General features: G+C 56.0%; 13 protein-coding genes. 6 read left to right on the top strand and 7 right to left on the bottom strand.

The features are described 5' to 3' along the window. Nucleotides 1–190: 190 nt before the first annotated feature. Nucleotides 191–2,200 (top strand): M3 family metallopeptidase, encoded by a 2,010-nt coding sequence (locus ABI_RS10900; protein ID WP_040309325.1) that lies wholly within the window; start codon nucleotides 191–193, stop codon nucleotides 2,198–2,200. A 133-nt stretch (nucleotides 2,201–2,333) separates the two neighbouring features. Here the strand turns inward: ABI_RS10900 and ABI_RS10895 are convergent, their stop codons facing one another. From ABI_RS10895 to ABI_RS10875, 5 genes are all read right to left on the bottom strand, one after another. Further along, nucleotides 2,334–2,708, bottom strand: a complete 375-nt coding sequence (locus tag ABI_RS10895) for a GxxExxY protein (protein WP_006273020.1) — start codon at nucleotides 2,706–2,708, stop codon at nucleotides 2,334–2,336. 206 nt (nucleotides 2,709–2,914) lie between these two features. Then, nucleotides 2,915–4,522: an ATP-binding protein gene (locus ABI_RS10890; protein ID WP_006273019.1), complete on the bottom strand. Its 1,608-nt coding sequence runs from the start codon at nucleotides 4,520–4,522 to the stop codon at nucleotides 2,915–2,917. After that, nucleotides 4,515–6,035 carry an ATPase domain-containing protein gene (locus ABI_RS10885; protein ID WP_006273018.1) on the bottom strand — a complete coding sequence of 507 codons (1,521 nt, stop codon included), beginning with the start codon at nucleotides 6,033–6,035 and terminating at the stop codon, nucleotides 4,515–4,517. Before ABI_RS10885 ends, ABI_RS10890 begins: the two co-directional genes overlap by 8 nt. 126 nt (nucleotides 6,036–6,161) lie before the next feature. Then, nucleotides 6,162–6,395 carry a hypothetical protein gene (locus tag ABI_RS10880; protein ID WP_006273017.1) on the bottom strand — a complete coding sequence of 78 codons (234 nt, stop codon included), beginning with the start codon at nucleotides 6,393–6,395 and terminating at the stop codon, nucleotides 6,162–6,164. Nucleotides 6,396–6,484: 89 nt separating this feature from the next. Then, the gene (locus ABI_RS10875; RefSeq protein ID WP_006273015.1) at nucleotides 6,485–6,688 is read right to left on the bottom strand and encodes a cold-shock protein; all 204 of its coding nucleotides are present in this window, start codon (nucleotides 6,686–6,688) and stop codon (nucleotides 6,485–6,487) included. 322 nt (nucleotides 6,689–7,010) lie between these two features. On the opposite strand from ABI_RS10875, the gene ABI_RS10870 reads away from it, so the two are divergent. After that, nucleotides 7,011–7,328: a hypothetical protein gene (locus tag ABI_RS10870; protein ID WP_040309151.1), complete on the top strand. Its 318-nt coding sequence runs from the start codon at nucleotides 7,011–7,013 to the stop codon at nucleotides 7,326–7,328. A 17-nt stretch (nucleotides 7,329–7,345) separates the two neighbouring features. Here ABI_RS10870 and ABI_RS10865 read toward each other — a convergent pair whose 3' ends face one another. Next, nucleotides 7,346–8,182 carry a sensor histidine kinase gene (locus ABI_RS10865; RefSeq protein ID WP_050808270.1) on the bottom strand — a complete coding sequence of 279 codons (837 nt, stop codon included), beginning with the start codon at nucleotides 8,180–8,182 and terminating at the stop codon, nucleotides 7,346–7,348. 286 nt (nucleotides 8,183–8,468) lie between these two features. Between ABI_RS10865 and ABI_RS26655 the strand changes: the two genes are divergently transcribed. Then, a complete protein-coding gene (locus tag ABI_RS26655) occupies nucleotides 8,469–8,777 on the top strand; it encodes a transposase (RefSeq protein WP_083811480.1) in 309 nt (102 codons plus the stop codon). Between the two features lie 272 nt (nucleotides 8,778–9,049). On the opposite strand, the gene ABI_RS10855 is transcribed toward ABI_RS26655, so the two are convergent. Further along, entirely contained in the window at nucleotides 9,050–9,439 is a 390-nt protein-coding gene (locus tag ABI_RS10855; RefSeq protein WP_502503123.1) for an MgtC/SapB family protein, read from the bottom strand. Between the two features lie 287 nt (nucleotides 9,440–9,726). Here ABI_RS10855 and ABI_RS24415 point away from each other — a divergent pair, with 287 nt between their 5' ends. The 3 genes from ABI_RS24415 (at nucleotide 9,727) to typA (ending at nucleotide 13,843) form a co-directional block, all read left to right on the top strand. Next, complete coding sequence (locus tag ABI_RS24415) at nucleotides 9,727–11,004, top strand: AAA family ATPase (RefSeq protein ID WP_006273008.1); 1,278 nt, start codon at nucleotides 9,727–9,729, stop codon at nucleotides 11,002–11,004. Beyond that, entirely contained in the window at nucleotides 11,001–11,858 is an 858-nt protein-coding gene (locus tag ABI_RS25210; RefSeq protein ID WP_157138862.1) for a hypothetical protein, read from the top strand. The genes ABI_RS24415 and ABI_RS25210 overlap by 4 nt, the downstream gene beginning before the upstream one ends. A 146-nt stretch (nucleotides 11,859–12,004) precedes the next feature. After that, nucleotides 12,005–13,843, top strand: a complete 1,839-nt coding sequence (gene typA / locus ABI_RS10850) for a translational GTPase TypA (RefSeq protein ID WP_006273005.1) — start codon at nucleotides 12,005–12,007, stop codon at nucleotides 13,841–13,843. Nucleotides 13,844–14,071 lie beyond the last annotated feature (228 nt).

Here is a 14,071-nt window from a genome sequence, read left to right as displayed (position 1 = left end):
GGAGCGGCTTTTTCATAAGAGGAAATTATTCGGTTGAAGGCCGTGGTCAATCCCTTGGCCCCCTCCCCATCAAAGATAGTGAGGAGAAGGAAGAATGACCTTCGTATCTCGACATGAAAATTCGTTAATCTTGCCAGGTTTCGGCATCGGGCCTATGAAGTTTCAAACCTTACCATTTCAGGTGTTCTTCATGAAATTCGCCGCCAAGCTGACCTTCGCCGCTGTGCTGCTGAGTGGGGCGTCCTCCGCCGTCCTCGCTGGGACCATCGAACAGGACGCCAGGGCCTTCCTCACGCCGACCTTCGTCACCGAAACCTCAGCCGCCGCCATAGACGCCCGCTGCGTCGAAACAATCGATATCGCCACCCGCGCCAAGACCGAGCTGGAATCCTATACCGGCCCCGCGACCCTGGCCAGGGACTTCGCGCTGTTCGATACCCTCAGCCTGGCGCTGGGCGATGGAAACAGCGAAATGTACCTGATCTCGCAAAGCTCGACCTCGAAGGAGGTTCGCACAGCCGCGGAAAGCTGCGTTCCCAAGCTGTCCGATCTCAGCACCGCCATCGGACTGTCACGGCCGATCTATGACCGCCTCTCCGCCATTCCCACCACCGGTCTCGACAGCTCGACCGCCTTTACGCTCAACAAGGTCCTGACCAACTACCGCCTGGCCGGGGTCGACAAGGACGATGCCACCCGCGGCAAGGTCAAGGCGCTGCAGACCGAAATCACCGAGATCGGACTGAAATTCGCCGGCAATATCCGCGACGACAAGGGCGATATCGCGCTCAAGCCGGAAGAGCTGAAAGGTTTGCCACAGGACTGGCTGGACACCCACAAGCCTGGCCCCGACGGCCTGATCCACCTGACCTATGACTATCCTGATATCATGCCGGTGTTGGAATTCGCCGATAACCGCGATACCCGCAAAAAGGCCGCCATCGGCTTCCGTAATCGTGGCTATCCGGCCAATGCTCCGGTGCTGAAATCGCTGCTGGAAAAGCGCTATGAACTGGCCCAGGTGCTGGGCTATCCCGACTATGCCACCCTGATCACCGTCGACAAGATGATCGGCAATCCGCAGCGCGCAGCGAACTTCCTGGATGACGTCAATGCTGCTGCCAAACCGGGCGCGGAGGCCGACTATAATGAACTGCTGACCTTTGCGAAGACGGTCGATCCGACGATCACGCGGCTGGAGGGTTATGATAACCTCTACATGTCTAACAAGCTGCGCAAGGCCAAGTACGATGTCGACGCGCAACAGGTGCGGCAGTATTTCACCCTGAACAAAACCCGCGACGGCATCTTCGTGCTGTTGAAAGACCTGTTCAAGGCCGATATCCGCAAATGGGACACGCCGGTGTGGTCGCCGGAAGTCACCGCATGGGAGCTGTATGACGGCGACAAGCTGGTCGGCCGCTTCTATCTCGACATGAGCCCGCGCGACGGCAAGTACAACCACGCCGCCCAGTTCACCGTCCGCACCGGTGTCGAAGGCGTCCAGGTGCCGATCGGCGCGTTGCTGTGCAACTTTCCGGCTGACGGTCCGATGAACCATGACGACGCCGTGACCTTCCTGCACGAGTTCGGCCACCTGATCCACCATCTCTATTCCGGCCATACCCAATACGCCAACCAGTCGATGGGCAATTTGCAATGGGACTTCATCGAGGCGCCGTCGCAGTTGCTGGAAGAGTGGACGTGGGATTACAGCACCTTGAAGACCTTTGCCGCCAACCCGGCGGGTGAGGTCATTCCGGAAGCGCTCGTAGCCAAGATGACGGCCGGCCGCCACTTCGGTGAACCGACCATGTGGAAGGGCCAGTTGGCCTATGCCGCCGTGTCGCTGAACTATTACAACCGCAAGCCAGACTTCGATCTGTCGGCCAAGTATGACGAGCAGGCGGCGCGCTATTCGCAGTTCCCGGCGATTCCGGGGACGCATCCTTATGCCAGCTTTGGACACCTGGATGGCTATTCGGCCATCTACTACACCTATGTCTGGTCGAAGGCGATCGCCCTGGACCTGTTCACCCAGTTCGAGACGGCGGGTATTCGCGACCAGGCGACGGCCTTGAAGTACCGCAAGCTGGTGCTGGAGCCCGGCGGGTCGCAGGACGCCAATGTGCTGATCCAGAACTTCCTTGGCCGGCCGCTGAGCCTGGATGCGTTCAAGGAAGAACTGCAGGAAAAGTAGGTATTGTAGGTCTGGGCCGTCTGGGGCGTGCTCCGGGCGGCCTTATTGTCTGGCGGCGGAGCTGTGGGGCTTACGTAAGAAGGGTTGTCCACAGATAAGCCAGATAAGCCAGATGATTCATGGGCGGCTTAGACTAAGCTTTGATCCGTTTATGCTCCAGTTTCGCACCGCCGAAGTTAATTAGAAGACCTATTGAGAGACGTGCAGCTCTGAGATAGTTTATAGCTTGCGCATCTTCCCGCTGAGACATCTGGGCCAGGGCTTTTATTTCGACAAGGACGTTATCGAAGCACATGAAATCGGCGCGATACTGACAGGTGAGGATAGTTTCGCGGTAATAGATGGGGAGGGCGCATTCGCGCCGGAAGGGGATGTTGCCCCGCGTGAATTCAATCGTCAGGGCTTCGTGGTAGACCGCTTCCAGGAAGCCGTGTCGCAGCCGTGAGTGCACCTCCATGGCAGCACCAATGATCGCGTAGGTTTGTGGATCACGTTGGTTTATGGCCATGTGGCGACTCCCCCACATGTCGTTTCGGTGATCGTGGATACACTTTTTTCGCGCGAAGCGCATTTCCTGCGATAGCGCGTGTGTTCAGGTCTGTGCTCCAAGATGTGGCCGCCTTGGATCATCTGGCTTATCTGGCTTATCTGTGGACAGCCCTTTGCGTCGGTTCAGTTACGCCCAATCGTCAGGGCTGACCTTGGTCCTCACAACTAATCGATCAGCGCGACCAGTTTCTTTTCCAGGTCGGCCGGGACGAAGGGCTTCGAGATATAGTCGTTCATCCCGGCCTCCAGGCACAGGTCGCGTGTACCGCCCAGAGCATGCGCCGTCATGCCGATGATCGGCACCGGAGGCACGCCCGCCGCCTGTTCATGGTCGCGGATCGCCCGGGTCGCGGCATAGCCGTCCATCTCCGGCATCTGGACGTCCATCAGCACGGCGCTGTAGTGGCCGCGCCCGACCTTTTCGACAGCAATGCGGCCGTTCTCGGCGACCTCAACCTCATAGCCGAACATGCCCAGAAGGGTCGACGCCACCAGCACATTGGGCTCATAGTCTTCGACCAGAAGGATGGCCGGCTTGGCCTGGGTCTGCATCTTTTCATGCGTCCCGATGACGCTGTCCGGGAAGGAGTCCGGACGGTCGGCGAGGCGAAGCGGCAGGGCCAGGGTGAAGCGCGAGCCCCGGTCCAGTTCGCTCTCGACAGCAATCGTCCCGCCCATCAGCTCGGCCAGGGTCTTGCTGATCGCCAGGCCCAGGCCCGTTCCGCCGAACTTGCGGCTGATGGTGTTGTCGGCCTGGGTGAACTTGGCGAAGATGCGGTCCAGCTTATCCGGCGCAATGCCGACGCCGGTGTCGGTCACCGATATGGTGATATGACAGTGGCGCCCCTGGGGCGCCGAGGCGACGATGATCGCCACCTCGCCCGAGTCGGTGAATTTGATGGCATTGCTGCACAGATTGGTGACGATCTGGCGCAGGCGGGCCGGATCGCCGCAGAACCATTTGCCCTGGATGTGGTCGAGGTCCAGCCGCAGGTCCAGATCCTTTTCGCGGGCCTTCAGCCCCATCATGTCGGCGATGTCGCGGATGACCTGATCCAGCTGGAAGGGGATATGCTCGATCTCGATGCCGCTGGCCTCGATCTTGGCGATGTCCAGCAGATCGTTGATCAGCATCAGCAGGCTTTCGCTGCTGGCGCCCAGGGTGTCGATATATTTGTGCTGCTGTTCGGTCAGGGGCTGGCTGTGTTTCAGGATGGTCGAAAGGCCCAGAATAGCGTTCATCGGCGTGCGGATTTCGTGGCTCATATTGGCCAGGAATTCGCTTTTAGCGGTATTGGCGGCATTGGCCTTTTCGACAGCGATTTCCAGCGCGCGGGTCTGGCGTTCGCGGTCTTCGAGATAGATGCGCATACGGTATTGACGTTCCCGGTCGCGCAGGGCGGCGCGAATGGTCGACAGGAAGTTGTCGAGTTGGACCGGCCGTTTGATCAGCGTCATGTGGCCGACCTGTTCCAGCTTCTGGCGCACGCCACGGGTGTCAGGTCCTGGCGAGGTCAGCATGACGATCGGGATATCGGACCATTCCGGCTGGGTCGACAGGGCGGCGTGCAGCGTGTCGCCGTGGTCGGTCAGGACGGCTTCCTGGGTGATGATCAGGCAGGCGGCGCCGAGGTGGAACTGATCGCACAGTTCAGCCAGGTCGCGGCAGGCATGCGACGGGATGGCTTCCTTGTCCAGAAGCGCAGCCACCATGGCGGCGTCGCGTGAGGTCGGCGCCAGGACCAGGACGCGTCGGGAGGCAGTGTCAGCCATTGAAGACATCGGGTCGGGCGACCAGTTCGTCGTCGCTGCCGCTGAACACTGGCGTGCCGGTCAGCACACCCTGGAAACGGTCCAGCGGATCGCCGATGCCGATGCCGTTGTCGCTGAGGGAGAATTCCCGCAGCGAGCGTTCGTGGCGGCCATTGCGCTTTTTCAGCACCGAGATCAGTTGCCGCACCTGGCCGCGGGCTTCGAAGTAACGGAACAGAATCACCGTGTCGGCCAGGTAGCTGGTGTCGATGGCCGTGCTCATCGACAGGCCGAGCAGGCCGTGTTGTGCCACGACCAGGAAGGTGACCACGCCGCGATGGCCGAGATAGGTCAGCAGTTCGTGCAGTTGCGCCGTCAGGAACCGCTCCTCCGGCATGGCGTTCATATAGCCGTTCAGGCTGTCGATGATGACGATGCGGGCGTCCTTGCCGTCGTCGCGTTCAACGCTGGTGCGGACGGAGTGGGCGAATTCGCCGGGCGACAGTTCGGCCGGGTCGATGGCACGGACCTCGATCAGGCCGCTGGCGACATGGGCGCGTAGCGGCAGACCCAGGCCGTCGGCGCGTTGGAACATGGTTTCGATGCGTTCGTCGAAGGCGAAGATGACGCTGGCCTCGCCGCGGTTGGCGGCTTCGACGGCATACTGGATCGACAGGGTCGACTTGCCGACGCCGGCCGGCCCCAGCAGCAGGACGGATGTCCCCGATTCGATGCCGCCGCCAACCAGGGCGTCCATCTGCGGCACACCGCTTTTCAGGACACTGACCTCACGTTTGGCGCTATGCTCGCCGGCAATGATGCGCGGAAATACCGCCAGCCCGCCGCGCACGATATTGAAGTCGTGATAGCCGCCGCGATAGCGTTGACCGCGCAGCTTGGTGATCTTCAGGCGGCGGCGTTCGGCGCCGTATTCCGGCGAGAGCTGGTCCAGGCTGATGACACCGTGAGCGATGCTTTCCAGTTGCAGGTCTTCTTCGCCGGCGGCGGTCTTGTCATCGAGAAAGAAGACAGTACAGTCGCGGCCGGCGAAGAATTGTTTCAGCGACAGCACCTGACGGCGGAAACGCAGGGCGTTCTGGGCCAGCAGCTTGATCTCGGACAGGGAGTCGATGACGACGCGCTTGGGCTGGATGCGGTCGACGGCCTCCAGGATTTCGCGCGTGGTGACATTGAGCTCGACCTCGGACGGCTGGAACATGACATACTGGTTGTCGGGGTCCAGATCCCTGTCCTGGGCGATCAGTTCGTAGATTTCGATGCCGTCGATGGACATACCGTGCGATTGCGCAACAGCAGTCAGTTCGTCACGCGTTTCCGACAGGGTGACGTAGAGCACCTTTTCGCCATTGCGCACGCCTTCGATGAGGAATTGCAGCGACAGGGTGGTCTTGCCCGAGCCCGGAATGCCGTGGAGGAGATAGACCCGCGCCGGCGGCAGGCCGCCCCCCAGAATGTCATCGAACTCCGGAATGCCGGTGTGGATAAGGTCTGCGGGGCGGGGGAGTGACGGCATGTAGAACGACCTGGCCAGGAGCAAAGCAAACGCCGGGACGCTACCCCGTCGTCGATACACTACGGGGCGGTTACAGTTCGGGAGAGACGATTCCCGCTGTCAAATGATCAAAAAATAATAAAGGCGTTACGCAAAGCGGACCTGTGCCGAACCGCCGCCGCAGAAGATTTGCTGCATGGCGTCGCGGACGCATTCCTGCGCTTCGGTGCGTGAGCGGAAGATGCCCCAGAAGCAGGTGTCGCGGAAGACCTCCCAGCTTTGGCCGCGCGCGGCGATGTGGAAGCGCACGGGAACGTTTTCATAGACCAGGTCGGTTTCGGCGTGCGTGGGCCAAATATCGTCCCATTTAGCAGATGGCATTCTATATCCTTTTTGGGGTGTTGAACCCGATAGAAAAGGCCCGGCGTCGTGAAACGCCGGGCCCTTAGAAAACTCAGTATCGTCTGAATTTAGAGAGTCTTCAGATCGACGGCCGAAGCCTTACCGCGGTCTTGAGCGACCTGATACTCGATCTTTTGACCTTCGTTCAGGCTGCGCAGACCAGCGCGTTCAACGGCGCTGATGTGGACGAACACGTCGCCGCCGCCTTCAGTGGGCTCGATAAAGCCGAAGCCCTTGGTAGGGTTGAACCATTTTACGGTGCCAGTGGCCATGGTGGCCTCCTTATAAGTTTCGCACATTTCGTGCAGTATCGCCGCGCGAGATTGCACGACGGTCCGAAATAGCAAGGCTTGGAAGAGAGGCCGTAAGGCGTTCAGACAAGTCGAGGTCTGGTTTCGAATGACGCCAAGGTGACAGGTTCAGGAGGTTTTCACAAGCTTATAAATTGAATTCAGCCGTTATATTTCACCGAAAGCCAATATAAATGGCGGTTTTGGCCTTTAGACTTTCAAAAATTTTTTACACCGGGCTTCCGCATATCATCCTTATTCCGGCGCCGTCATAGCTGTGGGTTTCAGGTTTTGGGATCGCTTTATGACCATCGTCGATAACGCTGAGCGGGCCGGGATGCGCGCTGTCATTTCGGATATACTGGTTCGCCACCGCGACGGGGCCATGACCGATCCGCGCGGCCGGGCGGCTGTGGCGGCGTTTGTGACCTCCTATGCGCCGGATGATTATCTCAGCGAGGCAGATCTATCGGACCTGGATGTCTATCTGGATATTACATTGCAGATGAACAAGCTGTCGCATATGGCGCAGGACCCGCGCGTGATGGGCCGGGTCGAGACCATCATCCAGGTGGCCTTAGGCGACGAAGAGGTGCTATCGGTTATCCGCCCGACACACTGATGTCCCCGTATGGGGTGTTATGACGGTTGTCTTGCAACTTCAGGTGTGTTCAGCGGCATTCGGAATGTAAATCGGGTTTCATTTTGATCTGACCTCGCTTCAAGCTGCCCACCATGGGCGCGAGCAATTTCAGAGGCGATATAAAGGCCGAGTCCCAAGCCCTGTTGGCTTGGTCGAATTTCATCTCGGGTAAACGGCTGAAACAAGCGCGCAATGGCAGCTTGGGGGATCGGGTCACCGGAATTGGCAACCGATAGGTTCAATCCCTTCTTGTCACAGCGCGCGCGAATAGAGATTGGGCCCGTTTCGCTTCCGTGAACCAGCGCGTTAGCAACGAGATTGGACAAAAGTTGGGAAAGACGTCCGGGATCGCAATCCACGCGTTCCGGAAGCTTGATATCGGCTAGAATCTGCCGCTTGGCGTGGCTAGATCGCAACTCATCGATAACCTGAACAAGTGCGGGCCCAAGATATACCGGCTCGCATGTGAGAGACATCCCGTCTCCCAGTCGCCCACGGGCAAAGTCCAAAACGTCGTCAATAAGGGCTGACATTCTGCTGGCGCTACTCTGAACCAACCTTGCCACCATCACTTGACGTTCGTCCATTGGGCTCAAGGCCATGATGTCCATACCCGAAATGATTGCTGAGAGCGGATTGCGAAGATCGTGACCGAGGACGGCTATGAACTGCTCACGTAGAGCGGAGGCTTTTCGTTCCGCGCTCAACCCGCATTGAGGCGTGTCGTGTCCATCGCAATACCCAAGGCCGGACTGGTCATGTCCGACGGGCAGGACACCCTGAGCGACGTCGGCCCTGGCATGGTTTGACGTTTCCAACGCTATGACGGTCACTTCAAAGTCCCCTGTGTGATCTTCCGCAGATCTCGAACTGACGATTTCCAGCGTTATCTTGGGAGCACGCCTTCGATAATGGTCTCGCCTAAGCTGTCAGCGTCTCAAACAGTGTTCGGCGCGCAGGTGGCTCGAATGGTTAAAAGGCAAGTGATCTAACCAGATCCGTGTTTTTTGAACAGGCTCGGAATCTACTTACAGGGGGAAAATCATTTTCGATTGGGTTCACCGAAGTATGAACCGCCCCGGGTTTGCTGGAGGCCAATAGGTTAGAGTCACGTCGCCAATGCGACTTCTTTGTTCTGCGCATGGTAGATGCTTAGGCTTCTGCCGGAGGGATGGTGCCGATAGGCTCGAGCAGTCGGCGGTTGTCGAACGGTTTGCCTGCTGCTTTTCCGACGGTCGTCGTGCCGATTTGGTTGAGTGTGAGATCAAGACGCTGATTGGGCAGCGGGTCTTTGGTCTGGCGGTGGGTTATGAAGACCTCAACGACCACGATGAATTGCGCCATGATCCGGCCGTGGCGTTGTTTTCCAGCGAGACCTCGACCGGATTTTGCCGGTGCTCCGCAGTACGCATTGGGCATGGAGGCTGACGGAACAGGCCGAGAGACACGGAGTTCAAGATTGCTCGGAAGCCGCCGCGCAGCGGCAACCACTTAGAAGGTGGTCCACAGATTACACAGATTAGAGGGATTAAGAAATCTGTGTAATCTGTGTAATCTGTGGACCACACTTTACGTAGGTGCCGGGTGCGCAGACCCGTCCGGTTGGGGCTCAGGGTGTTGGGCTGATCCTTCGCGCCTTGGCGTCTTCGCGTGAACCCAAATATCTCACGCGAAGACGCGACGACAAAGAGGTCGCCGGCCTAAGGCTGCTCATCATCCTTATCCCGCCCGCGGTCGCGCTTCACGGCCTTGTTTTCCAGCCACACCTCGACCGGATGCAGCGCCACAATCAGCAACAGCGCCAGCGCCGAACCGATGAGAAACACCGCCCACGACGCCAGCCCGGCCGCCATGCCGATCGCTGCCGCCACCCAGATGGCTGCCGCCGTGGTCATGCCCTTGACCGAGCCGCGGCCCTGGCCCTTGACCAGGACCCCGGCGCCCAGGAAGCCGATGCCGGCCATGACGCCCTGGATCACCCCCTGGATGACGCGGCTGAGCGCATCGGGATCCTGGGTGATGGCGGGAATATGTGTCGCGGTGACGGCGACCATGGCGGCGCCCAGGCAGACCAGCCCCATGGTGCGGATGCCGGCGGGCGGCCGCGCAGGTCGCGGTCGGCACCGATGATCATGCCGACCACAGTGGCTGCCAGCAGGCGAAGGGTGATGTCGAAATCGTCGGGCGTCATGTCGGATGACTGTCAGGACACGGATAAAAGGTCAAGGTCGAACGGCTGGTCATGAGATGCAAGGCTGAAACTTCATTGTGCGGGTGAGGAATACGGGGCATTCCCAAAAGTTGATATATAAATTTTCTTGACATAGTAGATGTGGCGACTTTAACAACTTTAGAAATCTGACTAGGGGAGCGCGCCATGTTCAAAATATCAAGAATACAGCTTGAAGGATTTTGGAGCAGCAAGCCAATTGATATGGCAATAGATAGTGAAGTTTGTTTTTTAATTGGGCGAAATGGAAGCGGTAAAACGAACTTGATTAATATGATAGCCTCTGCCTTAACAGCGGATCTAAAATCACTTGAAAATTTGCCATTCTCTAAACTTATTATACATTTAAATTCAAGTGGAAGTGTAAGAAATCCCACGATACAAGTCTCAAAATCAAAGCAAGCTCATCTACGAAGTGGATATTCACTTAGATATATAATTAACGGAGGTAGAAGAAACGAAAAAGATAAAACTATTCATATTCCTGAGTTTTCGGATAGAATGCCTATATCTTATAAAGATGATGACTATCCTAGGGCATTTTACAATCATTTCCAATCAAATGTTTTGGATATAATATCTGGTATCGCAGTTGTTAATTGGTTATCTGTGCACAGATTTCCAAATCCTGGAATTAGTAAGCAGGACAAGAATTATGAATGGTCGGTTGACGGTAAGTTGGCGTCTATTTCCAACGCTCTTGTCCGATATTTTTCTGCATTCTCAAGTGAAAAGGATCGGGAAGTTAGGGATTTCCAAGAGTCTTTATTTATTTCACTTATAGATACGTCGGCCTCGTTTGATCTAGCGGTTAACGATATGGAGAGCATAAAAAATATTGGCCTTCAATTAAAAAATATATTTGAAGAATTGAGCGTGCCTGATGCTAAGTATGAGCCAGCTTTAAATAGCTATGTAAGTCAGTATGAATCCCTGTTACCTGACAGTCGAACGTCCGCCTTTACATTGAATCAGCTAAGTCTGGTAATTAGTACAAAAAAGATTGCAAAAGTTATTGAGAGATGGAGTTCTCTGCAATTAAAGCTGAAATCTATTTTTTCGAGAATAGATAAATTTTTAAGAATAGCAAACAAACTATTTTACAATAAGAAAATGTCTATAAATTCATCAAATGAACTTGTTTTTACGTCGAAAGATGGAATTAATATACCTATCCAAAGTCTATCAAGTGGTGAAAAGCAGCTTCTTATACTTTTGAGTGAGGCTCTCTTGCAAGATGAAAGGTCTGTTATATTTATTGCGGATGAACCGGAATTGTCACTACATGTTCTTTGGCAGGAAAAATTGGTCTCTAGTATAAGGGCCCTGAACCCATCTGCGCAAATTATATTTGCTACCCATTCTCCAGATATTGTCGGCGCGCTTTCAGATAAGGTTATTAATATGGAGGAATTGATAAAGTGACCTTTACAAGATCTCCATCGTCTTTATTTAGCTATAACAAATTTTACGGCGTTGACGTAGTTGTATACTGCGAAGGCGGTGCGTCGATAACTATGGATTTAGTTTTATCTGGAGCGGGCGGCGAGGGAACTCCAGATACCTTTTACTGGTCTCAGTTTTTGGGAATGATTTCATCCGGGAAAACTTTTCATGTGAAGTCAGTTGGCTCCAAACCAAATTTGCTGCTTATAGCAGAGCAAGTGATAAATTCAGATGTAAAAACCGCCAGTGTTTGTATGGATAGAGACTACGCGGATATAAACGGAGGATCTATTTGTCATAGTAGGGTGGTATATACTCAGGGTTATAGCTGGGAAAATGATGTTTTGAATTTGGAAATAGTAAAAGATTTCTTAATGGACTATATCGGTGCGGGTACGGAGTACGAGAATGCCGCACAAAATTTGACTTCTGCTTATATGGAAGTGGATAAAGAGCTCTGCACTCCTATAAAATGTGATGCAGCACGCATTAAATCTGGATTTAGTGGTATATTTAATCGGCAGAAGCCAAACTGTCACATAGACTTTTCATCTGAACCTGTTCTAAAAATTCCTGAAATATTTTCGAAATGTGGCGGCATTGATGTAAATGGCATGGGGCATTTAAATATTCAGCCCGTTAAGCAATGTTTTGGTCATTTATTTGCAATTTATATTTATCATAAGGCGGTGTATTTTATACGTCAGGTCTTCAAATCTTTTAAAATTTCCTATGAACATTTTATAAGGAACGTAACGTCGAAAACGTTTAAGCTGGCGAGAGTTGAAGGGGATATGCACAATTACGTCATGTCATGCCAAGGGGCATTATAGAGTGGAGTCCCTCTCGCACCCGCGAAAAATAATGCGGGTGCGCTCTGGTCTTTCTCCACAGATTCGGTTATAAGCCGCGCAAATCCAAGCGAAACAACCGTCCGGCCTCTCATGCTGAGAGGCTTTTGTGCGTCTAAAGGCCTCTTATGAACCTGCGTAATATCGCCATCATCGCCCACGTTGACCACGGCAAAACCACCCTGGTCGACCAACTCCTGGCCCAGTCCGGGGTCTTCCGCGCCAACGAAGCAACCGTTGAACGCGCCATGGACTCCAATGACCAGGAACGTGAACGCGGCATCACCATCCTCGCCAAGTGCACCTCGGTGCTGTGGCACGGCAAGGCGGGCGACACCCGCATCAACATCATCGACACCCCGGGCCACGCCGACTTCGGCGGTGAAGTCGAACGCATCCTGGGCATGGTTGACGGCTGCGTCATCCTGATCGACGCCGAAGAAGGCGTCATGCCGCAGACCAAGTTCGTGCTGGGCAAGGCGTTGAAGCTGGGCCTGCGTCCGATCCTGTGCATCAACAAGGTTGACCGTCCGCACGCCGATCCGGACCGCGTCCACAATGATGCGTTTGACCTGTTTGCCATCATGGGCGCGACCGAAGAACAACTCGACTTCCCGCACATCTATGCCTCGGGCAAGAATGGCTGGGCGACGATGGACATGAATGTCCCCAACGATACCCTGGCGCCGTTGTTCGACCTGATCGTCGAACACGTTCCGGCCCCCAAGGTCATCGAGAACGTGACCGAACCCTTCCAGATGCTGGCCGTTCTGATCGAATCTGATCCGTTCCTGGGCCGCCTGCTGACCGGCCGCATCCAGTCGGGCAAGGCCGTTCCGGGCCTGGCCATCAAGGCTCTGGACCGCAACGGCGTTGAAATCGAACGCGGCCGTATCACCAAGGTGCTGGCCTTCCGCGGGCTGAAGCGTCAGCCGGTCGAAGAGGGCGCCGAAGCCGGTGACATCGTCGCCATCGCCGGCCTCAGCAAGGCCACCGTCGCCGACACCCTGTGCGACATGTCGCTGACCACAGCTCTGCCGGCTCAGCCGATCGATCCCCCGACCATCTCCATGACCGTGTCGGTCAATGACTCGCCCCTGGCTGGCCGTGAAGGCACCAAGGTCCAGTCGCGCATCATCCGCGAGCGTCTGTTCAAGGAAGCCGAATCGAACGTCGCTATCAAGGTCACCGAGACCGAAGAAAAGGACGCTTTCGAAGTCGCCGGCCGCGGGGAACTGCAACTGGGCGTGCTGATCGAAAACATGCGCCGCGAAGGTTTCGAAGTCGCCATTTCGCGTCCGCGCGTGGTGTTCAAGAACGATCCGGAAACCGGTGAAAAGCTGGAGCCGATCGAAGACGTCATGATCGACGTCGACGATGACTACACCGGCATCGTTATCGAAAAGCTGTCGGCGCGTAAGGCCGAGCTGAAGGACATGGGCCCGTCGGGCGCCGGCAAGACCCGCATCATCCTGAAGTCGCCGTCGCGTTCGCTGATCGGTTACCAGGGCGAGTTCCTGACCGACACCCGCGGCTCCGGCGTGCTGAACCGCGTGTTCTCGCACTATGAGAGCTACAAGGGCGTGATCGACCAGAACCGCAAGGGCGTGCTGGTGTCCAACGGCGACGGCGAAACCTCGGCCTTCGCCCTGTGGAAGCTGGAAGAACGTGGCACCATGTTCGTCGGCGGCAACGAAAAGACCTATATGGGCATGATCATCGGCGAGAACTCGCGTTCGGACGATCTGGACGTCAACCCGATGAAGACCAAGCAGCTGACCAACATCCGCGCTTCGGGCACGGACGAAGCGATTCGTCTGACGCCGCCGCGCCGTCCGACCCTGGAACAGGCGATTGCCTACATCGAAGACGATGAACTGGTCGAAGTGACGCCGAAGTCGATCCGTCTGCGCAAGAAGACGCTGAACCCGAGCTTCCGCAAGAAGCGGGTCAAGGAAGACGCATAATCGCGGTCTTTAAGGTGCGCTACCGCTGCGCTGCTTGAGCGCGCTTGGCCGCCTGGTGCGTCGGCGTCGCTGGCAGGTACAAGAGGTGCCTGCTGGCGCTAGCCTCCTGCCATGCGACTCAAATCTCACGATTACGCGGCATAGATCTGAAAGAACGGCTCCGGAAACGGGGCCGTTTTTGTTTGTGGCGGACTGAAATAGTTTACCTCTCCATCTCCCCACTTGAGC

It is taken from the genome of Asticcacaulis biprosthecium C19 (genome assembly GCF_000204015.1).
Lineage (GTDB): Bacteria > Pseudomonadota > Alphaproteobacteria > Caulobacterales > Caulobacteraceae > Asticcacaulis > Asticcacaulis biprosthecius.
This window is presented reverse-complemented; position numbering and strand designations above follow the sequence as displayed.